This window comes from Nostoc sp. (assembly GCF_036916575.1).
Classification (GTDB): Bacteria; Cyanobacteriota; Cyanobacteriia; order Cyanobacteriales; family Nostocaceae; genus Nostoc.
Genome location: NZ_JBALGC010000077.1, coordinates 16,908 through 39,884 on the forward strand (window position 1 = coordinate 16,908; position 22,977 = coordinate 39,884).

The following is a 22,977-nucleotide window of genomic DNA, read 5'->3' on the forward strand; positions in this document are numbered from 1 at the left end:
ATTATTAGTTTTTCCTGGCACCCGCTGAAACTTCTTCAGATTCTTCTACCTTAGATGTAAATCTTGATGATTGTGTAACTTCTTCAGGTACAGAAACAATGATATCAGCGCCATTGATAATTGCTCCCAATAACCCCAGTTCCGATTCAACCAATTGATCAATAGCCTCACCTAGCATGTTCTCTTGTGTATAGTGTGGTCGCGCCACTAGTACGATACCATCGCTGTAGGGTTGGATTAACAAAGGGTCATTGGATATGCTGAGTGAACTAGTGTCTAAGATAACTAAATCAAAACGTTCACGGACATCCTCCATTAGCCGTCGCATTTCGCTAGATTCAAGAATAGCAGCAGATTGCCGTACAGGGCCAGGGCTGGGAAGAATGTACAAGTTTTGTACATCAGGAACTAAACGAATACATTCACTTAAATTAGCGTAATAACGCAAGGGTTCAATAGTGCCGTCGGGATCAGGAATTACTTTCAGGGATGTACAACGGGAAGACGATCGCAAATCTGTTTCGATAATCAAGGTTCTTTTACCAGCACGGGCTGAAGCTATACCCAAATTATATGCACTTGCCGTTTTACCCTCTTGGCTACTGGTGCTAGTAATCAACACCACCTTTAAGTTTTTGCCACCAATCCGGCGCAAATTACTGCGGAATTTCTCATAAAATTCTAAATAAGGAGAATCCGCAGAAAGTAACACCGGCACTGCTTCAAGATCCAAATCATCAACTGGCATTAAAGGCAATTCTCCCAACAGTGCCACTTCCCGTTGCTTGAGGCTCTGGCGGATATCTTCCCTGGTTTTGAAAGTACCTTCCAACGCTCCCAACAAAAATATCACCCCACCACCAATCAACACACCTAAGAAACCACCCACAGCAAGGGTAATAGGCACACTCTTGGGAGGTTTAGGATCGATCGCATATGTGGGGCGTCTGGCAATGCTAAGGCTGCTGGTAGTTTCTGCTTCTGCGGTTTTAGCATCGGTTAGCTTCACCTGCATTTGATCATAGATGGCTTTTTTGAGTCCCACCTCCTGTTCTAAACGCGATCGCTCTAATTGCTTATTGGGTATCAGAGAATATTCTCGCCGTAGTTGCGCTTCTTGTTGGATTTCTTGAGCTAGTTGTTGTTGCAGTGTCTCGCGTTGGGTTTGCAAAGCCACCATTTGGTTTGCCAACTGCTGGCGTGCTGGATCTAAGCTACTTTGGGTGCGAATACCTGTAATGTTACCCTGAAGCGGAGCCGCCGTTCCCTCACCACCTAACACCTCCGCAGCACGTTGTTGCAGCAATTCCTCAGCAGCTTGTTTCTGACGCAGCAACTGAATCATTGTTGGGTGTTCCGGTCGCAAATCTTTTCTGAGTACGGCGATTTGTGACTCACTTTGATAAATTTGCGATCGCAAGTTACCAATAATTGGATCGGCACTCAAAGCAGAAGAAATATAAGCCTGTCCGACTGTTAAGCCTAACTTATTTTGTAAACTGCGAACTTGACCATCAACCCCAGAAATAGTTAACTGAATTTGCCGTTGTAGATTTTGGCTGGCAGTAATAGCACTTAACAAACTGCCATTTTCTGCTGCCAATATTGCAGTTCGCTCTACGCGATCGTACTGTTCCAGCTTCTTTTCAGCAATTTGCAGTTCCCGTTTAGCTTGTGGTGTGCGATCATTAATCTTTTCAATAATTGCTTGTAATCGCCCAGTATTTATATCACTGCTCAACTTGATCATTGCTTGCATCAATTCTGTCAATACCTGTATACCTCGTTTGGCGTCAGTATCTACATATTTCAATTCCAAGATACTAGATTCCAATTCTCCACTTCTAGGGTTTTTTTTAGGTACAGAAAGGACGACACTGCTACCGAGCTTATTCGGTTTGACACCGACTTTTTCTGCCACTGTTGTAATTATCTGGTTTGATAGTAAAACTTCCTCACTCAGTTCCTTTCCTTGCTGTTGGATTTCACTACCAGTTGCGGAGAAAGAAACTGGTGGGCCACTATAGGTAAGTGCGGCAGATGCTATATAGCTAGTAGGTGGCTCTGGTTGCATAGCCACCACAGTTGACCCTGCTACAACTAAAGCAAAACTAGCTAGTCCAATCCACTTGTACTTATCAAAGGCAATAAGATAACGCTTAACAATTGGTGGGGTCATGGTCGCTTCGCTCCAATTCAAAATTTAAAATGACGCTCTCTACGAGACGCTGCGCTAACAAAATTCAAAATTAGGAAGCACCAAATTAAAGATAGTGGCTTTGATACAAGAACGCTATCAACTTCCTATTGTATATATCGGTTGATATCTTTAAGATTTTTCCATTAATGAATTCAAAGATAAGTTGGAGATATGGCTTCCTCCACTCCCAACTATTTCCAGTTTGCATCCTTCTTCTAAAGTTACTAATTTTAGCGATTGCCGAAGTCGTCAAAAAACCGAAGAAAGGATTGGACATTGAAGAAAGGTTGGGTAATAGTAGTCAGTAAATTAGTAATCTTACCAATGAGATTCCGACCAACAACAATAACATCATTATCTTGAAGCGCCACATTTTGAGACGCATCACCGCCTAGAGCTTTTTTAGCATCAAGTTTTTGGGTAACAGCTTTACCTTGTTCAGGATCAAAGCGAACCAGAGCGATATCTCGAAGGTTAGCAGTGTCGAGATTTACTCCTCCCAAAGCATCTACAAATGTACTGCCATTAGGCAAAGCTTGAGTGAAAATACCTCCTGCTGCATAGTTTAAAACCCGGACTTTAATCTGTGGTACAGCCAAGGATGAACGTGCTACCAAATTGCGGTCATAACCGTCATCATTACCAACTTCACGACGGGGCACGAGTATCGCATCTCCGTCTTGTAAGCGTAAATTAGGAATTGAACCCCCATTTTGCAGTGTTACATATAAGTCAATAGTTTGTGAAATCACAGAACCATCAATTAACTTCCGGCGTACTTGCACTTGTCGCAGGTCTGCATTCGACGTTGAACCACCAGATATTAGTAAGGCATCAGCAACGCGGGGTGTTGATGAATTAATCGGATAAATTCCTGGTCGAAATATTTCCCCGCTAATAGTAACTTGAACTGGTCGCGTCCCTGCCAAGGATACTACCACGATTGGATCTGGTAAAATGCGACTCAAACCCAAACGAATTTTTTCTTGAGCTTCTTCCAAGGTTAAACCTTGTAATGACACCGTTCCCACTTGCGGCACTATAATGTTACCTTCTGGACTAATTACAGCTTGAAAACTGATGTCTTGACGCGGCGTTACTAAGGCTAAAACTATTACTGGATCAACCACATAACGGTTTAAACCCAAGCGAATTTTTTCTTGAGCTTCTTCCAAAGTTAAACCTTGTAACGAAACTGTTCCCAGTAACGGCACTGCAATATTACCTTCTGGGTTGATTAAAGCTTGAAAGCTCAAATCTGGAAAGCGCTGAACCGAAACGCTAATTCCATCTCCTATGCCTAAGCGGTATGGGCCAGGAGGACGCTGAAGCACAACGCCAATTGTATCTCCTGGCCCTAAGAGATAGCGGCTGAGTTGGGGGGAAATTTGATCATTTGCACCTGGAGGTACAACCTCAGTACCTGGCACAGGTGAGGGGGGTTGCCTTGGTGATTGTCCTTGCAGTGGAAAAGGCTGGGCAACAACAAGTTGGATAGGTGTTGTTAAGAAAACTCCTACTTGAAGACTGACAAAACACAGGGCGCCGAATGCACGCATATAAGAACTGGGATCTATGAACATCAGTGCAGGAAAATTGATATAAGAATTAGTCGCGCCGAGGGGTTATTCTACTCTAAAAATGTCCTCAATGTCTCTTTTGTCTGCAAGTAGTTACCAAAAAAAAGAGAAAAATTTTGCTAAATATAATTTCTAACTTCATATTGTTAACATCTTTTAGCTGAGTTTCAGCCTGACGCAATTATAGAGATCCTGTTGATGAATCTCTGCACAAACCTATCTGTAACAGACTCTATAAAGGGCCTGCCATTAATACAGCTTGCACTGTTTCTCCGATAGACTGTGCTAAAGACCAAGATGTTTCTACCTGCCCCAAAGGTTCCATTGGAATTAGAATGCTCACGCCTACCCAAGGAGTGCGTTGCTTACGCCACTGTGCCAATTGATCTGCCAAGAACCAGTGTAAAGGTGATGGATTTCCGCCGTCTGGCATAGCATACCATTGCAAGACAGCGAAGGTTTGCTGTGGTGTGGAGGCGCGAAAGAACCTAGCTTCTACTTTAGTTTCGACATTAGATGTCTTTGCAGGCGGTTTCACAGTAAATTCAGCAGGGCGATATTGAGCTACATCCCACTTTCCCCAGCGTGACCTTCCCCAGCCGTTAACGTCTGTCCACTCTACTTCTGGTTGATCCATAGGCCCATTTTGCGGCAGCAAAAGTAAAATTGCCTGGGATTCGGAACCTTCTTTTTTAATTACCTGCAAAGACCACTTATGTTCGCCAATTTGCTGTTCTGCTTGTTCAATAGTTTGCCAACCAGCAAGGGCTAACCCAGTCTTGCGGATATGTTTTAATTCGTTGAGGGTAGTAACAGGTGGCGGCTGTTTCCATTGCCAGTGTCCTGTCAGGTATCCAGGAACCCCTGCCATTGCTAGCAGCAGTAGCAATAACAAAAGTGCTGCTACCTGACTTAATTGGTTTTCCTTGAAAAACTTAGAGAAGGAAATCATCAGTAAAATTTGCAATACTTAGGCAAAATTTTACTTTATAAAAGAACATCGTGAGTTCAGTAATATTGACAATCTACCCAATACTTTTCAATTATAAAGGCTATTTATCCGTGAAAACCTTGATATATAGGCATTGAGCATTGGTATTTCCCGCCTGCTCCCCCGCTCCCTCATCCCCCTCATCTCCCCCAGTCTCCAGTTCAACTTTCTCCTTCTTGCTGAGTTTCTGGAGATGCCGAGAAATAGCTATTAATCCAATTCAGTAAGGGCACTAATGACACCAGCATACAAGCAGAGTAGAGGTCACCACCCCAACCCTCATGCAGCCATTTAAAAGCTGCTTCTTGACCTGTGCCGTGAAAGAAAGTCAGTAAAGTATTACGAATAATATTGGCACTAGTACTAACGATCGCAGCAATAGATAAAAACGATATAGTTGTGCGGCGTGAAGACAAACCATCTGTCCAATAAAGCAGCATCAAGCCGACGTAAAAAGTAGTAAACAACATTTTCAGCCCCGCACAATAGGGGGCAACTTCCACAATCCGTCCTCCCACGTAGAGATTTATCTCATCCACGGTTACTTCCATACCAAATTGATTCAGTATGAAGCCTGCTGTGCCAGCAATGAAGCTTTGGAGAGGCAAGGTATAGGGAGCAATGATATAGGGTAATGCCGTTGGGGTTGCCAGAAATACTAGTAGGAGGGGGAATCCTTGCAATCGCAAACCTGATATTCCCTTAAACCACAAGCATAATCCTGCCAGTATAACGGGCAAGGAAAGGTTAACCCACTCTGTAACACCGCTAAGATAAAAAACTGCTCCTAGTAACAAGAAAACAGCGCCCAAAGGATGGCTGGTATCTGGTAAACCCGTCCACTTTTTCCGGTTCATCCAGCCTAGATAAGCAGCAAATGGTAAACCAATAATTCCGTGGCTGAAATATTCGTGTTCTGTACTGATATTTTTGTGTAGCCAACCATCCAACCAGTGTAGCAATATAGGAGCATAAAGCAGTAGCAAAACGCCTAAAATAGCCAGATTTAATAAGCCAGAGGCGTTTCTGTTTTTAACCTGTTGCCGGAGTGCCATGATTTTCAGTAATTCTAAAACTTTGGTCATTGGTCATTGGTCATTAGTCATTAGTAAAGAATAAAGAACAAATGACACTCTTAACGAAAAATGTGTAATCTTAGACGCACATTAAGCATGAATTAACTTTAGGCTACTATGCTGCCAAGGTCAGCAGGAGATAGGTTATCTGCCTTAGAAATTGTTGAGACTGCATGAGCGATCGCTGCTACAATTTCTTTGATTTGGCTACTGCTCAAACCAGGATACATCGGTAATGATAATATTTGCTTTGACAACTTCTCTGCTTGGGGAAAATCTCCAGGTTGATAACCTAAGTTGGTGAATGCTGGCTGGAGATGACAAGGAATTGGATAGTGAATGCCAGTTTGAATTCCCACTGTTGTTAGTTTTTCCTGAAGTTGCTGGCGTTCTATTGGGCAAGAATCATCTACTTTAATCACATAAAGATGATACACATGTCCTGTACCACTTTGGTTTTCTATAGGGATAATGCCAGCAGTTACTAAGGGTGCCAGTTCTTGATCATACTGTTGGGCAATAGTCAAGCGATCGCGATTCCACTGTGGCAAATATGGTAGTTTCTGGTGCAAAACTGCTGCTTGTAAAGTATCCAAGCGGCTATTCGTACCTGCTTCAGTATGAAAATACTTTTGCGATGCACCATAATTTCGCAAGCGCCCCATCTTCTGGGCTACATCTGAATCTCGTGTCAGTAACATTCCTCCATCCCCAAATGCTCCCAAATTTTTGCTAGGATAGAAACTAAAAGCTGCTGCTATTCCTACTGAACCAGCGTGATATCCTTCTCTTTGAGCGAGGTGTGCTTGTGCTGCATCTTCAAAAATTAGTAGTTTGTAGGTATCGGCAAAGTTCAATAGTTCACATGGTGATACCATCTGACCATAGAGATGCACAGGGATAATTGCTTTGGTATGAGGCGTAATTGCCTTTGCTGCTTCTCTTAAGTCAATTAAAGCTGTTTGGCGATCGCAATCTACCAGAATTGGCTTGGCGCCAGCGCGTTGCACTCCAATTAAGGTTGCGATAAATGTGTTTGCTGGTAAAATCACTTCGTCGCCAGCACCAATATTACACGCTTGCAATCCGAGAGCGATCGCATCTGTTCCTGATGCAACACCAACTCCATATTCTGCTCCAGACACTGCCGCAAATGCTGCTTCAAAATCTGAGAGTGCTTGCCCTAAAATAAAATCTCCCTGCTCCAATACAGATTGGATTGCATCTTGCAATTGCATTTGAATTGGTTCGTGTTGTAACTTCAGGTCTACAAAAGGAACTCTAATAGTCATTTTATTCATTACCAGTTGTCCTCAAAAAAATATTTCCTCGTATGGAAAAAATAGAAAAGCCTACACAATTTTCGGCGTGAAATTGTAATAGGTTCAATCTATCGGATGGAGAGTTACATAAACTATCTAGAATTGTCAGCTCTCAATGCTAGCTATTATCAGTATCAACTGTTATATATATAACATTAAATAGACTTCAATAGCCAGTAAATTTACGTTAAAAATTGTCATAGGAATTTTCCTTTTTGTAGATAAAGAATGACAGACCTTTGGTATTGTATCCTTAGCGTTAGGTTACCCTGACTGAATCCAAATCTAACGCAGTCTGATTGCAAAATCTCAAGCAATGTGAGACACACCAGTCCTAAACAGAGAACATTCAGCACCAGTAACTAGTAACTGGTAAAGACTACGTTGCCAACTTAATGGAAGGGGTAAAAAATTTTTGCCCCAAACTTGTTTGTCAGAGGCAAAATTAGGGAATGCTTAAAAATAGCAATTGATAACCTAGAAATAGACTTGTATCAATTACAGTATCGAGAAATTATTAAGGTAGCAGTGGCAATGGTAGAGCCTGAAAATAAATTATTTGCCCTAAAGGATGGTTGGGATTCTCCTGAAACAAGAGAACAACAACGCCTCAAAGCTTTGTCAGATTTAGGTTTGCGGCAACCAGAAACGATTCCGGTTTTTGAAGAAGCCACACAGACTGCTGCCCACTTTTTGGAAGCACCAATTTCCATATTGGGATTTGTGGATCAAGAACGCCACTGGTTCAAGTCGGCGGTGGGCTTATCTAGGTTGGGACTAATGAATCATTTAGCACAAAGCCGCCAACTGTCACGCCGGGAATCCTTTTGCACTCAGGTAGTAGAAAGTTCCCAAATATTTGAAATTAATGATACACATAAACTTACAGATCCAGTCCTTGCTAGCAGCAAGTTGGTGCAGGATTATGGTATTCGTGCTTACTTAGGAGCGCCACTGATTGATGCTGAGGGACATTGTTTGGGTGCATTGGCGGTGATGGATTTAGTGCCGCGCAATTTTACAAACCGAGACATTGAGTTTTTACAAATCATAGCTCGTTGGAGCATGAGTGAATTTGAGCGTAACCGACTCCTGCAACGGAAACTCGAATCAAGCACTCTCAAGAGCGCTCCTATATTTTCACTCAATGACCAACGTAACACTGAGATTAAAATCACCCCACCCACTAAAGATAGCGACTCTGTTTCAACCAAGCAACTGAAACTGGAACTTTTGGGTCAGCTAACTCAGGAGTTACGTACGCCCTTAACATCTGTACTCGGTATGGCTAGTGTTTTAGGACGTGAGATTTATGGGCCTTTGACGACTAAGCAAAGAGAATATTTGGAAATTATCCAACACAGTGGTCGGTACTTACTTTCCTTAGTAAACGAAATTACCGAGTTAGGAGCTATGGATGAAAACTCAACTGTGCTGAATCTAGCTCCTGTGGATATCGAAATGCTATGCCAACAAGCTATCAATACCCTAGAAGAAGTGGCTAATCGCCGTGAGCAAGATATTCGCCTCTCTATAGAACCAGGACGCAATCGTATTTTGCCTTTAGATAAAGATAAGGTGCGGCAAATCCTCTATCACCTGGTTTTTAGTGTGATTCAACTTTCGGCTACAGGTAGTGTTGTTCGCATTCATGTTTCTTACAAGGAAGATACGCTCAACATTACTATTTGGGTTTCCCATCCTTGGCTAGGGGACGGCATAACTGAGGTTGATCCGTACTTCCGCCTCAATTCTTTATCGCTGCTAGAGTTGACAGGTGAGGTAGCAACTTACAATACTCGTGCAGAAAGCCAGCAGCAGCCCGATACTTCATCAGTAGCAGTGGATAATTCAAAAAACTTGAATGATTCCCAATCAAAATTCTTTGCTGCTAATTCAAGTATAAATTTAGCTAAATCACATGGAAGTCTTTCTCGTGAAAGCTTGGGTCTATTGCTAAGTTGTCAACTGGCAGAGTTGCACGGTGGACAAATTTTGATTCAAGGTTCACCAGAATCAGGATATCGTTATGTGCTTTCTTTGCCACTGCAATTGGCGACTCCCTCACAAGCAATTAGCGATGTCTGAGTCACAATCTATAGAGAACAGATAACAGGTGATAGTGGATTGGAACTGGGAAAGAGGTATTTTCTATCTATTTGTTGTGTACTAAGTACATAAAGAGCTATCTTAACTTAATATTGGCTGAAGTGGTTTCGGATTAAAGGTAGTGGTTGATGGCTGGAATAAGAGCGCCATCACGCGATGTGTAATTTCTGTTATTACCTTTTTATAGCCATAGGCATTATGATCAATTCCAAGTTCTGCGTCGGCAGGCTAATTGATCGCAATGTTTTTTATGAATTTAGTCTGGCAACGATTTACTTTATCATCTTTACCGCTCAAAGAATATCTTGCTACCAGTTACGTACATCGTTCTCTGGTCGGACTGTTAAGTTCTTGGCGGCAAACAAGTGTCTTACTCCAGTGGGGAGATGCGATCGCAGCGGCTTTACTTAGCTTAGTATATGCGCTTGCACCTTTTGCTTCGAGTACATTGGTGGGCTTGTTACTGGTGGCTTGTGTGATATTTTGGCTATTGTTGACTTTATCTGATCAAGTAACACCAGCAAATGTCTCGTCAGTCACTCCCATTCACCTGCTGGTATTGCTCTACTGGGGAATTGCCGCAGTTGCAACAGCATTATCACCAGTGAAAAAGGCGGCAGTTAACGACTTGGCAACGTTGACCTTGTATTTGCTACTATTTGCCCTTTGTGCCAGGGTACTGAGGTCGCCTCGCCTCCGGTCTTGGATTATCATCCTTTACCTGCACGTATCGTTAATTGTCAGTGTATATGGATTGCGGCAATGGTTTTTTGGAGCCACAGCACTGGCAACTTGGGTTGATCCAGAATCTCCTTTGTCTAAGACTACAAGAGTCTACAGTTATTTAGGAAATCCCAACTTATTGGCTGGATACCTCCTACCAGCAGTAATTTTTAGCTTAGTCGCAATTTTTGCATGGCAAAGTTGGCTCAAAAAAGCTCTAGCATTAACAATGTTGATTGTCAATACTGCCTGCCTGATCCTGACTTTTAGTCGTGGCGGTTGGATTGGACTAGTGGTGGCAGCTTTGGCTGTGATGGCATTGCTAGTTTATTGGAAAAGTGTGGAAATGCCTCCTTTTTGGCGTACTTGGTCGCTACCGATTGTATTGGGAGGTTTGATCGGCGTATTGGTGCTAGCAGTAATATTTGTAGAGCCAGTCCGCCTGCGGGTGTTCAGTATTTTTGCTGACCGCAAAGATAGCAGTAATAATTTTCGCCGAAATGTGTGGGATGCTGTCTTTGAGATGATTCGCGATCGCCCGATTTTTGGCATTGGCCCCGGTCACAACTCTTTTAATAAAGTTTATCCCCTTTACCAACACCCTCGTTATACTGCTTTGAGTGCCTATTCGATTTTATTTGAAGTGACTGTAGAAACTGGCTTTGTTGGTTTAGCCTGCTTTCTCTGGTTAATAATTGTCGCATTTAATACGGCGTTTTTGCAAGTGCGACGATTGCGACAAATTAGAAGTGTAGAGGGATTTTGGTTAATTGGAGCGATCGCTATTTTGTTGGGTATGCTAGCTCATGGCACCGTAGATACTGTCTGGTATCGTCCTGAGGTCAATACCCTCTGGTGGCTGATCGTTGCTTTAATTGCCAGCTACTGGACACCTTTAGCTCAAAACCAGACAAATTCATCTAACTCAGAACCAGCAGTAAATTAACATGAGTAAGTTGTCAGTTGTTTTCGCCATGACAACTGACAACTGAGATTTTTTGAATTCTGTAGACGGATAGCAACTTGCCAAAGGGTATTTTGAGTTGCTTATACCGATTTAAAAAATTATTCCGACAGATGGATTTACAAAACCTAGACGTAGAAGATAATTCCCAATCCAAAATCCCAAATCTTCGACTAAGCGTACCCCTACTCTTAAGCAAGCTACGCGTAGCGTCTGGTAGAGAAGCCGAAGTCCAAAATCCAAAATGGTATTAGTCTCTGTAGGTAGTGCTGCTTGGAGCGTTAGAGTCGCGATAAGCGGTCGGTTCGTCATTACGTTTTTTGCCAGCCAAACCAGCCAAACCAGCTAGACCAATTAATCCTAACCAACCCCAATCAAAACCGTTGCGATCGTCGTAAGTGGTAGTTCTTGGAGCAGTATTGGCTCCGGAGTCAGTAGTCGTTTGAGCTTGTGCGGATAGAGTTAAGGGTAAAATTCCCATACTCAAGGTAAGAACGCCAGCGCCAACAGCTTTAATGAAATTACTTTTCATAAGTCTGATAATTCCTGATGCCATCCGAAGTTACTCACCACTGTATCGAGTCTCAACCTGAGCAAAATCAATCTGCGGCTATAAATTAGGCATTTTCATAACTCGCGCTGTGGATATACAACATGCTTTTACAGAAATCTATTTCTCACTCTAGTGTGGTAGTTTGGCGACACTGACCCTTAATAGTTTTTCATTGCCCGTTGAATGTCACGCTGGTCTTGGCGTCGTTTCAGGTCTTCTCGCTTATCGTGGAGCTTTTTACCTTTGCCAAGAGCTATACTCACTTTTACCCAGCCTCGTTTAAGATACATTTTCAAAGGGATTAAAGTTAAACCCTGCTGCTCTACTTTGCCAATTAACTTGCGGAGTTCTTGGCGATGCAACAGCAGCTTGCGTGTACGCCGTGGTTCATGATTGAAATATTGTCCACTAGCGTTATAAGGCGAGATATGTATATTGATCAACCATGCTTCGCCATTGCGAAGCAAAGCATAGCCATCTTGGAGATTAACTTTACCCGCACGAATCGACTTAACCTCGGTTCCTGTCAATTCAATTCCAGCTTCGTAAGTTTCCAGAATTTCATACAAATAACGGGCTTGACGGTTGTCGCTAATAACTTTGTAACCTTCGTTCTTGTCGCTCATTGATAATTTTGTGTGCTTTAAATGTACCTAAAAAATTATTTAGATTGCCTTGTAAATTATCAGGTCTATCTTATAATCGCCATAAATGCTGAACTGTATATCACTAATTTAACTTTTCTAAGTTCATAATTAAAACTTTTCTGGCAACATTAAGTTACTTAGAGTCAATAATCATTAGTGATTGGCTAAGTACTAGTGAAAAACAGAGAAATCTGAGCGCAGGCTTCCGACCATCAGAACTTCTCCTTCTCCTGTCAAAGACGCTGCGCGAACAAAGACGCTACGCGACGAACAGAGGCAAAGAATAAAAGATATTGATACTTACCAAAGAAGACGCAAAGAGTAGCGACGTGGTGAGGAAGTCGGAGTCTTCTCCCAAGTGGTCTGAGACGTTAAGAGCAATAGCGCAGTCTCAATTCTTGGAGAGGCTGCGCCAACGAGTCCGCGTACCCTTACAGGGAAGCAAGCTACGCGCAGCCTCTGGCACTAGAGTGTCTGGCAATTTCTGTCGAGTCCGTTAGCGCACAGCGACGTTAGAAGCGTCACTTCCGAACCCGAAGGGTGAAGTAGCGCTGTAGGCGGGTTTCCCTATCTAGGTGAATGGTGTTAACGTAGCGTTAATGACTGTGCGTAACGTAACCCATCCCTTGCGCGGCGACCACAGAACAAGGACAACGCCCAGAGTCGCCAGTTTTCACATCTCAATTAGCTTTTGGGAAATTATTAATTGTGTCAATATTAATTTACACTCTAGTGAGCATTTATTCTGCCAGATTGATCAGTTGTTACAAATTACAAAGCTCTCTGTGCCTGCCAAGCACAGAGAGTCAAAGGTGAGTTTAACTTCGTAAACCCTTCCTAAGGATTTAAGATTTTCTTTGTAAATCAACCCTGAAGCCATTTCTTAGCTGGTAATCCTGTCATAGTATGAAACATAAGAATACTATTTTTGCCTGTGTTCACTGATGAAGCGCGTAGAAGCACATTTCTGAGTAAAAAAATGCTAGGGGTGTATTGTTCATGCCCTTGACGATCCTTGTAGTGGATGATGATTTGGGCACTCGTCTGTCTGTTAGCGACTATCTTGAACTGTCTGGCTACTCTGTGATCACGGCTAATGACGGTCAAGAGGCTTTGGTTATGGTGGATGAGTATCATCCTGATTTAATTGTCACGGATATCGTCATGCCACAGATGAATGGCTATGAACTGGTGCGCCGGGTGCGTCAACAACCAGTATTTCGGTTATTGCCTGTAATTTTATTAACAGCCCGAACTAAGACGCAAGAAAGAATTATGGGTTACCAGTCAGGGTGCGATTTATACTTACCCAAGCCTTTTGAACTAGAAGAGTTAGCAGCAGCAATCCGCAATCTTTTGGAGCGATCGCAAATCATTCAATCGGAGTACCGCTTTTCTCATAAAGAAAATTTGGGCATTTCCGCCTCGACAAAAGCGATGGACACCTATAATTCTCTGTCCACTCAAACTCAGAAATCCCACTTGCACTCATCCTTAACTCATAGAGAACAGGAAGTCCTAGAGTTATTGACTCATGGTCTTTCTAATGCCGAAATGGGTCATCAGCTACACCTGAGTCCTCGAACAGTGGAAAAGTACGTTAGCAGTTTATTGAGAAAAACCTCAACTAGCAACCGAGCGGAATTAGTGCGTTTTGCGATTAAGCATGGTCTGGTGGAATAAATAAGTGAGGAGTTAAGAGTCAAGAGTGATGAGTTAATAAGAGAAAAAGTAACTCCTAACTCCTAACTCTTAACTTTAGCTTATTGGTTTTTGGCTGGTAACGTATGTGAGCAGACCTTCACAAGCATCGATCAGTAAATCAATAACCCGATTAAATCCCTGTTGACCACCGTAATAGGGATCTGGAACTTCCTTTAGAGTGTGTCGAGAGCAAAACTCGCAGATCAAACGCACTTTCTGCTGATAGTGCTTAGTTTGATCAAGACTGAGGATGTTCTCATAATTTTCTTGATCCATCGCCAAAATCAAATCAAAGTCTTGAAAATCTGACTTTTGAAACTGACGTGCTCGACCACGCAGTTTAATTCCCAACTTTGTAGCAGCCGCAGCACTCATGCGTTTGTCAGGTGCGCTACCAATGTGATAACTAGATGTACCAGCAGAGTCACAGAGGATATGTACACCTTTGGCGTCGGCACAGCCATTGCTCAAGCCAGCCTGCTCAATTAGATGATTCATAATGTTTTCTGCCGATGGCGATCGGCAGATGTTACCTAAGCAGACAAACAGTAACTTGTAAGGCATAAATATTCCGTTTCACGGAGTCCATAGCCCAAAGTCAATAATCTAGAGTAATTGATTTTTTGACTCTTGACTTTTGAACATCAGGTGCTTCTCCTGTTCAAAGAGGCTCTTGCTAGCAAGCTTTAAGAGTAAGAGTACAAGTATGGGCATCACCCGCCCACCCCACTAGCCACTGTTCACTAAAATCCAGGTAACTCCAACCCACTGGTTAATTCTTCCATACGTTCCCGCATTGTTGCAGTGGACTTGGTGTAGGCTTCTTTCATTGCCACTGTCACAAGATCGGAAAGTACTTCTGCACCTTCGGTTAAAGCATCTGGAGAAATTTCCACCCGCTTGGGTTCTTGGTTACCACTGACAATCACCTTTACCAGACCACCGCCAGATTCTCCTTGAATCTCCATTTGCTCCAATTCTTCTTGGAGTCGCTTTGCGCCTTCTTGAACTTGCTGCGCTTTCTTAAAAGCTTCGGCCAGTTCCTTCATTTTTCCTAAGCCAAAGCCAAATCCCTGTCCTTTTCCTGTCATAATTATTTGTACGCGTCCGCGTTGAATAACAAATCAAATTCAATTATAGATGCGGTAAGTAATTTGCCTCTTTTTTTACCAATAATTAATGCATCATAGAATGGGGAGTAGAGAGTAGGGTATTGGGCATTAAGCATTGGGCATTGGGCATCGGTTATTTCTCCCCCTGCCTTCCCTGCTCCTTGATCCTCCACTCCCCACTCCCTATCCACAAGCACCTTGAAACTCTCCGAGCATTTTGACTTCTGGTTCTAACCGAATAGACCAACGTTCTTGTACCTGATGTTGGATGTGACGAATGAGACAGAAGATGTCATTAGCTTTTGCCCCACCACGGTTAACGATAAAATTAGCATGAAGTAGTGCTACTTGTGCCCCACCAATTTGGTAGCCTTTCAGCCCAGTTTGTTCAATTAACCAGCCAGCACTGTAAGGTTTAGGATTGCGGAACACACTACCACAACTGGGGAAATTGTATGGTTGGGTGCTCAACCTATGCTTTTTGTGTTGTTTAGTGATTGCCACAACTCTTGCTGGGTCTGCACCTGGTGCAAGTTGTAAGGTGGCTTGGGTGACTATGCGATCGCCACCTTGCAATAATGAAGTCCGATAACTATAACCTAACTGTTCCGGGGTAAGAGTTTCCAGCGTACCATCGGGTGAAAGTACCTGAGCGCTAACTAACATATCTGCGATACAGCTATTATGTGCCCCTGCATTCATTACCACGGCACCTCCTGCTGTTCCAGGGATACCAACAGCCCACTCCAATCCTTGCCACCCTAATTCTGCTGCCGCCCATGCCAAGCTAGGAATTGATTCTCCAGCAGCAACGGTTAATTGACCTGTATCTGGGTCAAAGTTGCTGAAGCGGAGATGACGAGTAGCAATGACTAAGCCTGATATACCGCGATCGCTCACTAGCAAGTTAGAACCTGCTCCCAGTGTTGTCACCTTTAAATCACGTTCTTTTGCGTATTTAAGACTTGCTTGCAGTGCTTCTAAGTTTCGGGGGGCAACGTACAAATCAGCAGCTCCCCCAACCCTATAGGAAGTAAACGCTGATAAGGAAGCCTGGGACTTAATTACACAATCAGTACTGGGTAAGTAAATTACTTCACTCTCCACCGAATTAATTGTTTGGTGTTTCTTTGTATTCAAAGCAGAAACTGTGCAGACGTTTCCAGCTGCCTGGGAAATGGTCATCTTTACTTTTTTTGGTAAAATTTTTACATTTATTTACCGCAAAGATACGGTAATAGAGTTAACCTATGAAACCGTTGCTAAGGGGCGCTTTGCTCAGAAATAAAACTTCGCAAAGTTTCCACTTAAGATGTGGCTTTAGCAGGCTCACAAAGTGTTGTAATTACTTCAGGAATCACCTGGTTCAAGTTCCCAGCCCCCAAAAACAGCGCCAAGTCTCCTGGGCGTAATGTTTGCAGCAAGTACCCATACACTGCGGGTAAAGTTGGTTGATAAACTACCTGCGAATGCTGTTTAGCGATTTGCGCTGCTAGATGTTCACCACTAATTTGCCCTAAATTGGGTTCGCCTGCACTGTAAATATCAGTCAGCACAACCAAATCAGCATGGGTAAAGGACTCGGCAAATTCTTCTAAAAAGGTCAGTGTCCGGCTATAGCGATGGGGTTGGAAGATGGCAACCACTCTTTGCCCTGGTCTTGCCTGTAAGCGTGCTGCAGCCAGAGTAGCACGAATCTCGCTGGGGTGATGAGCATAGTCATCGATAAAGGTAATACCATCAACTTCACCTCGGAACTCAAAGCGTCGTCTTGCTCCTTCAAAGGTGGCGATGCCTTTGGCAATTGCTCCAAATTCTAAGCCTAACGTCCGACCAACAGCCACCGCTGCTAGAGCATTGCTGAGATTGTGCCGACTTAGGAGCCGCAACTTCAACACACCCAAAGCTTTGCCTCTTTCCCAAACTAGAGCCGTGGTGCCATCAGCACGATAATCAATATTAGTGACGGTGTAGTCAGCGTCGGTATCTGAGTGTAAGCTGTAACTCAGGTTGGGTTGCAAGCGATCGCGCACTGTAGCACAGTCAATGCTACCTATTAACGTTTTACAACCCTCAGCAAATGTCTGGAAGATGTCAATGACTTCTTCTAATGTATCGTAATGGTCAGGATGATCGAGTTCAATATTGGTGATGATCCCAATTTCGGGAGCGTGTTTTACCAAAGAACCATCAGATTCATCTGCTTCGGCCACTAAATATTGGCTTTGTCCCAATCGAGCATTACCTTCCCAAGCATTGACTTCACCACCCACTAAAATTGTTGGATCTAGACCTGCTTCCAGAAGCATATAGCCAATCATGCTACTGGTTGTAGTTTTGCCGTGTGTTCCTGCCACTGCAATACTGTAGTAATCGGAAATTAAGGCGGCTAGTACATCTGAACGATGTAAAATTGGACAACCTAATTCCAGCGCTGCTTTGTATTCTAAATTATTCGTGTTAATTGCTGTTGAACAAATGACTTGAGGTAGTTTTGACTTAGTGGCAGTAGGTAATTGTTCTTGTGAATTTAATACTACTGCATTCGCCAATACCTGAGGGCGAAAGAATTCCAGATTGCTTGCCTCTTGTCTACCAAAAATATGAGCACCAATAGATTCCAATTTGTGCGTAATGTGATTGGGACGAAGATCCGAACCTGATACTGGAAATTGACGCTTGGCAAGAACGTATGCCAGAGCAGACATACCTATGCCGCCGATGCCAATGAAATGAAATGGTCTACCACTAAAATCTACAGAATTAGTCATTTATTGCTCCTTTTACACCACACCACACCATAATCACAAATGACACGCGTATCATAACAGGAATTTGATTTTTACCGTAACTGCTCCTATCTCATGTTCATGTTTAATGCCCAGATGACCTTTGCACTCTGGTTTTGCTGGTTCAGAATGATTTTACCTTGGTTGGAGGTTTTTGCTATTTCTAAATTGTTCTTAAGATTATTCTCAAAGTTTTGGTCACATCGGGAAAGAAATTCTTGTAATGTCAAATACATATTTTTGGCTACCTTACTGGAATTGGCTACATAATACATTGTTTAGTGAAACTGATTTTAAATTGCATCAAGTTTAGGCATGAATTGACTACAATAGTACATTGGTAATGAAACTATTTTTCAATTGCATAAAACCCAAGCATAACTGGATGCAGCAACTAGCAATTTTTGGTGGCACATTTGATCCAATTCATTGGGGACACCTGCTCGTAGCTGAGACAGCAATCCAAGAAGTATCCGTTGAAAAGGTAATTTGGGTGCCATCCCTAAATCCTCCTCATAAAGAAGCAGCTTTGTTTGAGCATCGTGTGGAAATGCTGCAATTAGCCATAAAAGACAACCTAGCGTTTACTGTCTCACTAGTGGAGGCAAATCGCTCTGGGACTTCCTATGCCATTAACACCCTGATCGACTTATCTGCTTCTTACCTAAATACTCACTGGTACTGGATTGTAGGCTTGGATACTTTCCAAACCTTACCCCGTTGGTACCGTGGACACGAACTAGCACAAATGTGTGATTGGTTAATCGCACCCCGACTGCTAGGTGGTGAGACTATAACTCAAAGCAAATTAATCTGCAAGCAAGTGGAACAACAACTCAGGGAGCAGTCTTTTACCATTCACTGGCAACTCTTAAATATACCTTTAGTAGGAGTTTCGTCAAGTCTAATTCGCAAACTTTGCCGCGAACACCAGTCAATTCGTTATTTAGTGCCGGAATCGGTCAGATCATATATCACTAACAACAATCTCTACTCGAATTAAATCTGAATAAATTATGTGTTTTTTTATTGATCTAACAGTTTATGGTTATTATTATTCCCCCCCTTTGCGATATGATTGGGGTCAACGATATCAACATATAAGCATAAATACAGAGGGCAAGACACTGTGATTAGAGTTGCAATCAACGGTTTCGGGCGGATTGGGCGTAACTTTGCGCGTTGCTGGGTGGGTAGAGAGAATAGTAAAATCGATCTTGTAGCTATTAATGACACATCAGACCCTAGAACCAATGCTCATCTGCTGAAGTATGACTCGATGCTAGGGAAGATCAAAGGTGCTGAGATTAGTGCCGATGATAACTCTATCATCGTTAACGGTAAGACCATTAAGTGCGTATCCGATCGCAACCCAGAAAAATTGCCTTGGAAAGATTGGGGAGTTGACCTAATTATCGAAGCAACGGGGGTATTTACTAGCAAAGAAGGAGCGCTCAAGCATGTGACTGCTGGAGCTAAGAAAGTTCTGATTACCGCTCCTGGTAAAAACGAGGATGGCACTTTTGTGGTTGGTGTCAATCATCACGACTATGACCACAACAAACACAACATTATCAGTAACGCTAGCTGTACTACCAACTGCTTAGCGCCAATCGCCAAGGTGTTGAATGATAAGTTTGGCATCATCAAAGGTACGATGACCACCACCCACAGCTATACAGGTGACCAGCGCTTGCTAGACGCTTCTCACCGGGATTTGCGACGGGCGAGGGCAGCAGCGATCAATATTGTACCCACTTCCACTGGTGCAGCAAAAGCAGTGGCGCTGGTTATCCCAGAGCTTAAAGGCAAGCTAAATGGTGTTGCCTTGCGCGTACCTACCCCGAACGTCTCAATGGTAGATTTCGTAGTTCAGGTTGAGAAGCGTACTATTACTGAAGAAGTTAACCAAGCTCTCAAAGATGCTGCCGAAGGCCCACTTAAAGGCATTTTGGACTATAGCGTACTAGAACTGGTATCGTCTGATTATCAAGGTACTGATGCTTCTTCGATTGTTGATGCCAACTTGACTTTTGTCTTGGGTAATGATCTAGTGAAAGTTATGGCCTGGTATGACAACGAGTGGGGTTACAGCCAACGAGTTTTGGATTTGGCAGAATTGGTAGCCCAGAAGTGGGTTTAACTAAAAAGTTAGGAGTGAGGAGTGAAGAGTTAGGAATCAAGAGTGAGGAGTTAAAAAACTTTTAACTCCTAATTCCTAACTCCTAACTGGAGCTTCGGAGTCTCCGGCTTTGCTCCTAACTGTTGAAGTGTTGAAATCCCTGGCTAAGATTCAGAACTTGGCTGGGGAATTTTTTTTGTTCGTCGTGTAATAGTACTGTTGATCCCGATGTAATGTTGCCGATGATCGCAGCACCTTCACCAAGATGTTGTACCAAGGCTAATGCTAACTCTTGTGGTAGGCACAGCACTAATTCAAAGTCTTCGCCACCGTATAGAGCATATTCCAGGGCTTGCTCTTGTGGCAACCAATGGTTAAAAGTTTTTGGTAGGGGAATTTGTCTGCGTTCTAGGACAGCGCCAACGCCACTGGCGCGGCAAATTTGGATAATAGCATCTGCTAAACCATCGCTGCTATCCATACCAGCAATGGAGAGTTGAGAGTTAGGAGTACAGACGCGATTAATCGCGTCTGTACAGGAGTTAGGAGTTAAGATTTTCCAGAGGATTGGTAAGACATCTAATCGTGGCTGTGGACGCTGGTGTGCGTGGATTAGAGCCGTGCGTTCTGCATCTTTGAGGTCTTGCTTTAATTCGGGATGCAAGAGCAGTTCTAAGCCAGCTTTTGAGGCTCCATGAACACCTGTAACAACGATCGCATACCCTACAACAGCAGCAGAACGGCGGATAATTCGATTAGGCAGAACTTGACCAAAAGCGGTAATTGCCAGAGTAGTCACAGGCGATCGCACAATATCACCCCCGACAATTGAGGTATTGTATTTTTGCAGGCATTCTGTCATTCCCTGGTATAGTCGCTCAACCCAACTCACCCTGACTTCACCGGGGAGTCCCAACCCGACGGTAATACCTAATGGAGAAGCGCCCATTGCTGCTAAATCTGATAAATTTGCAGCAGCAGCCCGCCAACCGGCATCTTCTGGGGAAGTGGTGAGGTTGCTAAAATGTACGCCGTCAACTAGCACATCTGTTGTCACTACCAAAGATTGTTCTGATGCAGTTACAAGCACTGCTGCATCATCGCCGATAATTTCTGGAGGACAGAAGCGCTGCAATCTTTCTAAAAGACCTTGTTCTCCAATATCTTGTATTTGTTGAGAAGATAACTCACTGTTCACAATCGGTTTTCCGTGTTGCAAAATTACTAAGAAAACTGATGATTTGTTTTACTGTTTAAGATAAGGGTATCGTCTATGAGTCAGTTGGAATGGTAACAACACCAGTAACCAGCATTACATTTGAAGAGTATTTAACCTATGATGATGGTAGCGATTTCCATTATGAACTGGTGGATGGCAAACTAGAGCTAATGAATCCACCTACTATTGAACATTTCCTGATTGCCAAATTTCTTGAGCAATTAATAGATGCAGAAATCAAACGTTGTAGCTCACCTTGGTTGTGTTTTCGGGAAAGTGGGGTGAGAACGGGTAGAAATAAATCTAGGTTGACTGATCTGTGTGTAGTCACACTGGAGCAAGCCAGAGAATTATTGAATGCCTCAGCAGTATTTGAGTCACCGCCGTTACTAATTATCGAGGTGGTTAGTCCTGAGTCGGTGAAACGGGACTATCGCCATAAGCGCTCCGAATATGCGGCCTTAGAAGTTCCTGAATATTGGATTGTAGACCCACTGTCAGCAAAAATTTCAGTGTTACTACTGGAAGATGGATTTTATGAGGAAACAGTTTTTACTGCGAACCAGCAAATTGGATCACGGACTTTTCCAGAATTAGCGATTGCAGCTGATCAAGTGTTCACTGCCGGAAATTTGAGTCAGGGGAGACGCGATTAATCGCGTCTGTACAGGAGTTAGGAGTTAGGAGTTAAATATACCATTAGGTGCACTTGATACAAAACGCTTTTGACACGAATATGTTACCTCGTGAGCGCGATCGCACAATATCACCCCCAACAATTGGGGTATTGTATTTTTGCAGACATTCTGTCACTCCCTGGTATAGTCGCTCTACGCAACTCACCCTAACTTCACCGGGGAGTCCCAACCCGATAGTGATTCCCAATGGGGAAGCGCTCATTGCTGCTAAATCTGATAAATTGGCAGCAGCAGCTCGCCAACCAGCATCTTCTAGGGAAGTGGTGAGGTTGCTAAAATGTACGCCATCAACCAGTACATCTGTAGTCACCACCAAAGATTGCTCTGGTACAGTTACAAGCACTGCTGCATCATCGCCGATAATTTCTGGAGGACAGAAGCGCTGTAATCTTTCTAAAAGACCTTGTTCTCCAATATCTTTTACTTGTAGAGAAGATAATTCACTGTTTACAATCGGTTTTCCGTGTTGCAAAATTATCAGAAAACTGATGATTTACTTTACTGTTTAAGATAAGGGTATCGTCTAGGAGTCAGTTGGAATGGTAACAACACCAGTAACCAGCATCACGTTTGAGGAGTACTTAACCTATGATGATGGTAGCGATTTCCATTATGAACTGGTGGATGGCAAGCTAGAGCTGATGAACCCACCTACTATTGAACATTTCCTAATTGTCGATTTTTTGGATACTGCCTTGAAAGCAGAAATCAAACGTTGTAGCTCTACTTGGCTGTGTTTTCGGGAAAGTGGGGTGAGAACGGGTAGAAATAAATCTAGGTTGACTGATTTGTGTGTAGTGACACTCGAGCAAGCCAGAGAATTATTGAATGCTTCAGCAGTATTTGAGTCCCCGCCGTTACTAATTGTCGAGGTGGTCAGTCCAGAATCGGTGAAACGGGACTATCGCTATAAGCGATCTGAATATGCAGCTTTAGAGGTTCCTGAATATTGGATTGTAGACCCATTGAAAGCAAAAATTTCGGTGTTATTACTGGAAGATGGATTTTACGAAGAAACAGTTTTTACAGCTACTCAGCAAATTATATCACGGACTTTTCCCGAATTAGTAATTGCCGTTGATCAAGTGTTCACTGCCGGAAATTTGAGTCAGGGGAGACGCGATTAATCGCGTCTGTACAGGAGTTAGGAGTTAGGAGTTACTAATTA

General features: G+C 43.1%; 20 protein-coding genes. 7 read left to right on the forward strand and 13 right to left on the reverse strand.

Annotated features, from left to right (window positions below; all coding sequences use genetic code 11):
• Positions 1-4 precede the first annotated feature (4 nt).
• The 5 genes from V7L29_RS15980 to V7L29_RS16000 form a co-directional block, all read right to left on the reverse strand.
• The gene (locus tag V7L29_RS15980) at positions 5-2,179 is read right to left on the reverse strand and encodes a GumC family protein (protein ID WP_334690054.1); all 2,175 of its coding nucleotides are present in this window, start codon (positions 2,177-2,179) and stop codon (positions 5-7) included.
• Between the two features lie 251 nt (positions 2,180-2,430).
• Positions 2,431-3,783: a polysaccharide biosynthesis/export family protein gene (locus tag V7L29_RS15985; RefSeq protein WP_334736105.1), complete on the reverse strand. Its 1,353-nt coding sequence runs from the start codon at positions 3,781-3,783 to the stop codon at positions 2,431-2,433.
• A 229-nt stretch (positions 3,784-4,012) separates the two neighbouring features.
• Positions 4,013-4,732, reverse strand: a complete 720-nt coding sequence (locus V7L29_RS15990) for a cyanoexosortase B system-associated protein (RefSeq protein WP_334690056.1) — start codon at positions 4,730-4,732, stop codon at positions 4,013-4,015.
• Positions 4,733-4,932: 200 nt separating this feature from the next.
• A complete protein-coding gene (gene crtB / locus V7L29_RS15995; RefSeq protein WP_334736123.1) occupies positions 4,933-5,826 on the reverse strand; it encodes a cyanoexosortase B in 894 nt (297 codons plus the stop codon).
• 128 nt (positions 5,827-5,954) lie between these two features.
• Positions 5,955-7,148, reverse strand: coding sequence for a DegT/DnrJ/EryC1/StrS family aminotransferase (locus tag V7L29_RS16000; protein ID WP_334690737.1), 1,194 nt, complete (start codon positions 7,146-7,148; stop codon positions 5,955-5,957).
• A 555-nt stretch (positions 7,149-7,703) separates the two neighbouring features.
• Here V7L29_RS16000 and V7L29_RS16005 point away from each other — a divergent pair.
• Together V7L29_RS16005 and V7L29_RS16010 are read left to right on the forward strand one after the other, a co-directional pair.
• Complete coding sequence (locus V7L29_RS16005; RefSeq protein WP_334690750.1) at positions 7,704-9,257, forward strand: GAF domain-containing sensor histidine kinase; 1,554 nt, start codon at positions 7,704-7,706, stop codon at positions 9,255-9,257.
• A 271-nt stretch (positions 9,258-9,528) separates the two neighbouring features.
• A complete protein-coding gene (locus V7L29_RS16010) occupies positions 9,529-10,947 on the forward strand; it encodes an IctB family putative bicarbonate transporter (RefSeq protein ID WP_334736106.1) in 1,419 nt (472 codons plus the stop codon).
• A 268-nt stretch (positions 10,948-11,215) separates the two neighbouring features.
• Here the strand turns inward: V7L29_RS16010 and V7L29_RS16015 are convergent, their stop codons facing one another.
• Positions 11,216-11,497, reverse strand: a complete 282-nt coding sequence (locus tag V7L29_RS16015) for a WGxxGxxG family protein (RefSeq protein ID WP_334736107.1) — start codon at positions 11,495-11,497, stop codon at positions 11,216-11,218.
• 179 nt (positions 11,498-11,676) lie between these two features.
• The gene (smpB, locus tag V7L29_RS16020) at positions 11,677-12,144 is read right to left on the reverse strand and encodes an SsrA-binding protein SmpB (protein ID WP_334690740.1); all 468 of its coding nucleotides are present in this window, start codon (positions 12,142-12,144) and stop codon (positions 11,677-11,679) included.
• A 1,020-nt stretch (positions 12,145-13,164) separates the two neighbouring features.
• On the opposite strand from smpB, the gene V7L29_RS16025 reads away from it, so the two are divergent.
• On the forward strand, positions 13,165-13,848 hold the full coding sequence (locus V7L29_RS16025) for a response regulator transcription factor (RefSeq protein WP_334690741.1): 684 nt from the start codon (positions 13,165-13,167) through the stop codon (positions 13,846-13,848).
• 75 nt (positions 13,849-13,923) lie between these two features.
• Here V7L29_RS16025 and V7L29_RS16030 read toward each other — a convergent pair whose 3' ends face one another.
• The 4 genes from V7L29_RS16030 to murC all read right to left on the reverse strand — a co-directional run bounded on the left by V7L29_RS16030 (position 13,924) and on the right by murC (position 17,752).
• The gene (locus tag V7L29_RS16030; protein ID WP_334690742.1) at positions 13,924-14,433 is read right to left on the reverse strand and encodes a low molecular weight protein-tyrosine-phosphatase; all 510 of its coding nucleotides are present in this window, start codon (positions 14,431-14,433) and stop codon (positions 13,924-13,926) included.
• 179 nt (positions 14,434-14,612) lie between these two features.
• Positions 14,613-14,960, reverse strand: coding sequence for a YbaB/EbfC family nucleoid-associated protein (locus V7L29_RS16035; RefSeq protein WP_334690743.1), 348 nt, complete (start codon positions 14,958-14,960; stop codon positions 14,613-14,615).
• A gap of 204 nt (positions 14,961-15,164) precedes the next feature.
• The gene (gene murB / locus V7L29_RS16040) at positions 15,165-16,166 is read right to left on the reverse strand and encodes a UDP-N-acetylmuramate dehydrogenase (RefSeq protein ID WP_334736108.1); all 1,002 of its coding nucleotides are present in this window, start codon (positions 16,164-16,166) and stop codon (positions 15,165-15,167) included.
• 122 nt (positions 16,167-16,288) lie between these two features.
• Positions 16,289-17,752, reverse strand: a complete 1,464-nt coding sequence (murC, locus tag V7L29_RS16045) for a UDP-N-acetylmuramate--L-alanine ligase (RefSeq protein ID WP_334690745.1) — start codon at positions 17,750-17,752, stop codon at positions 16,289-16,291.
• Positions 17,753-18,155: 403 nt separating this feature from the next.
• On the opposite strand from murC, the gene nadD reads away from it, so the two are divergent.
• Complete coding sequence (gene nadD, locus V7L29_RS16050; RefSeq protein ID WP_334736124.1) at positions 18,156-18,773, forward strand: nicotinate (nicotinamide) nucleotide adenylyltransferase; 618 nt, start codon at positions 18,156-18,158, stop codon at positions 18,771-18,773.
• Between the two features lie 126 nt (positions 18,774-18,899).
• The gene (locus tag V7L29_RS16055; RefSeq protein WP_334690747.1) at positions 18,900-19,913 is read left to right on the forward strand and encodes a type I glyceraldehyde-3-phosphate dehydrogenase; all 1,014 of its coding nucleotides are present in this window, start codon (positions 18,900-18,902) and stop codon (positions 19,911-19,913) included.
• Positions 19,914-20,028: 115 nt separating this feature from the next.
• Here V7L29_RS16055 and thiL read toward each other — a convergent pair whose 3' ends face one another.
• On the reverse strand, positions 20,029-21,090 hold the full coding sequence (gene thiL / locus V7L29_RS16060) for a thiamine-phosphate kinase (RefSeq protein WP_334736109.1): 1,062 nt from the start codon (positions 21,088-21,090) through the stop codon (positions 20,029-20,031).
• 89 nt (positions 21,091-21,179) lie between these two features.
• Between thiL and V7L29_RS16065 the strand changes: the two genes are divergently transcribed.
• Positions 21,180-21,767 (forward strand): Uma2 family endonuclease, encoded by a 588-nt coding sequence (locus V7L29_RS16065; protein WP_334736110.1) that lies wholly within the window; start codon positions 21,180-21,182, stop codon positions 21,765-21,767.
• A 43-nt stretch (positions 21,768-21,810) separates the two neighbouring features.
• Here V7L29_RS16065 and V7L29_RS16070 read toward each other — a convergent pair whose 3' ends face one another.
• Positions 21,811-22,263, reverse strand: a complete 453-nt coding sequence (locus V7L29_RS16070) for an AIR synthase related protein (protein WP_334688914.1) — start codon at positions 22,261-22,263, stop codon at positions 21,811-21,813.
• A gap of 85 nt (positions 22,264-22,348) precedes the next feature.
• On the opposite strand from V7L29_RS16070, the gene V7L29_RS16075 reads away from it, so the two are divergent.
• Positions 22,349-22,936 (forward strand): Uma2 family endonuclease, encoded by a 588-nt coding sequence (locus V7L29_RS16075; RefSeq protein WP_334692049.1) that lies wholly within the window; start codon positions 22,349-22,351, stop codon positions 22,934-22,936.
• Positions 22,937-22,977 lie beyond the last annotated feature (41 nt).

Bases quoted from the DNA above. Each gene is read 5' to 3' on its own strand.
- V7L29_RS15985 (WP_334736105.1), bottom strand. From the start codon at position 3,783: ATGTTCATAGATCCCAGTTCTTATATGCGTGCATTCGGCGCCCTGTGT.
- V7L29_RS16065 (WP_334736110.1), top strand. From the start codon at position 21,180: ATGGTAACAACACCAGTAACCAGCATTACATTTGAAGAGTATTTAACC.
- murC (WP_334690745.1), bottom strand. From the start codon at position 17,752: ATGACTAATTCTGTAGATTTTAGTGGTAGACCATTTCATTTCATTGGC.
- V7L29_RS16010 (WP_334736106.1), top strand. From the start codon at position 9,529: ATGAATTTAGTCTGGCAACGATTTACTTTATCATCTTTACCGCTCAAA.
- V7L29_RS16075 (WP_334692049.1), top strand. From the start codon at position 22,349: ATGGTAACAACACCAGTAACCAGCATCACGTTTGAGGAGTACTTAACC.
- V7L29_RS16025 (WP_334690741.1), top strand. From the start codon at position 13,165: ATGCCCTTGACGATCCTTGTAGTGGATGATGATTTGGGCACTCGTCTG.
- V7L29_RS16035 (WP_334690743.1), bottom strand. From the start codon at position 14,960: ATGACAGGAAAAGGACAGGGATTTGGCTTTGGCTTAGGAAAAATGAAG.
- V7L29_RS15990 (WP_334690056.1), bottom strand. From the start codon at position 4,732: ATGATTTCCTTCTCTAAGTTTTTCAAGGAAAACCAATTAAGTCAGGTA.
- V7L29_RS16000 (WP_334690737.1), bottom strand. From the start codon at position 7,148: ATGAATAAAATGACTATTAGAGTTCCTTTTGTAGACCTGAAGTTACAA.
- murB (WP_334736108.1), bottom strand. From the start codon at position 16,166: ATGACCATTTCCCAGGCAGCTGGAAACGTCTGCACAGTTTCTGCTTTG.
- nadD (WP_334736124.1), top strand. From the start codon at position 18,156: ATGCAGCAACTAGCAATTTTTGGTGGCACATTTGATCCAATTCATTGG.
- V7L29_RS16015 (WP_334736107.1), bottom strand. From the start codon at position 11,497: ATGAAAAGTAATTTCATTAAAGCTGTTGGCGCTGGCGTTCTTACCTTG.
- V7L29_RS15980 (WP_334690054.1), bottom strand. From the start codon at position 2,179: ATGACCCCACCAATTGTTAAGCGTTATCTTATTGCCTTTGATAAGTAC.
- V7L29_RS16005 (WP_334690750.1), top strand. From the start codon at position 7,704: ATGGTAGAGCCTGAAAATAAATTATTTGCCCTAAAGGATGGTTGGGAT.
- crtB (WP_334736123.1), bottom strand. From the start codon at position 5,826: ATGGCACTCCGGCAACAGGTTAAAAACAGAAACGCCTCTGGCTTATTA.
- smpB (WP_334690740.1), bottom strand. From the start codon at position 12,144: ATGAGCGACAAGAACGAAGGTTACAAAGTTATTAGCGACAACCGTCAA.
- V7L29_RS16030 (WP_334690742.1), bottom strand. From the start codon at position 14,433: ATGCCTTACAAGTTACTGTTTGTCTGCTTAGGTAACATCTGCCGATCG.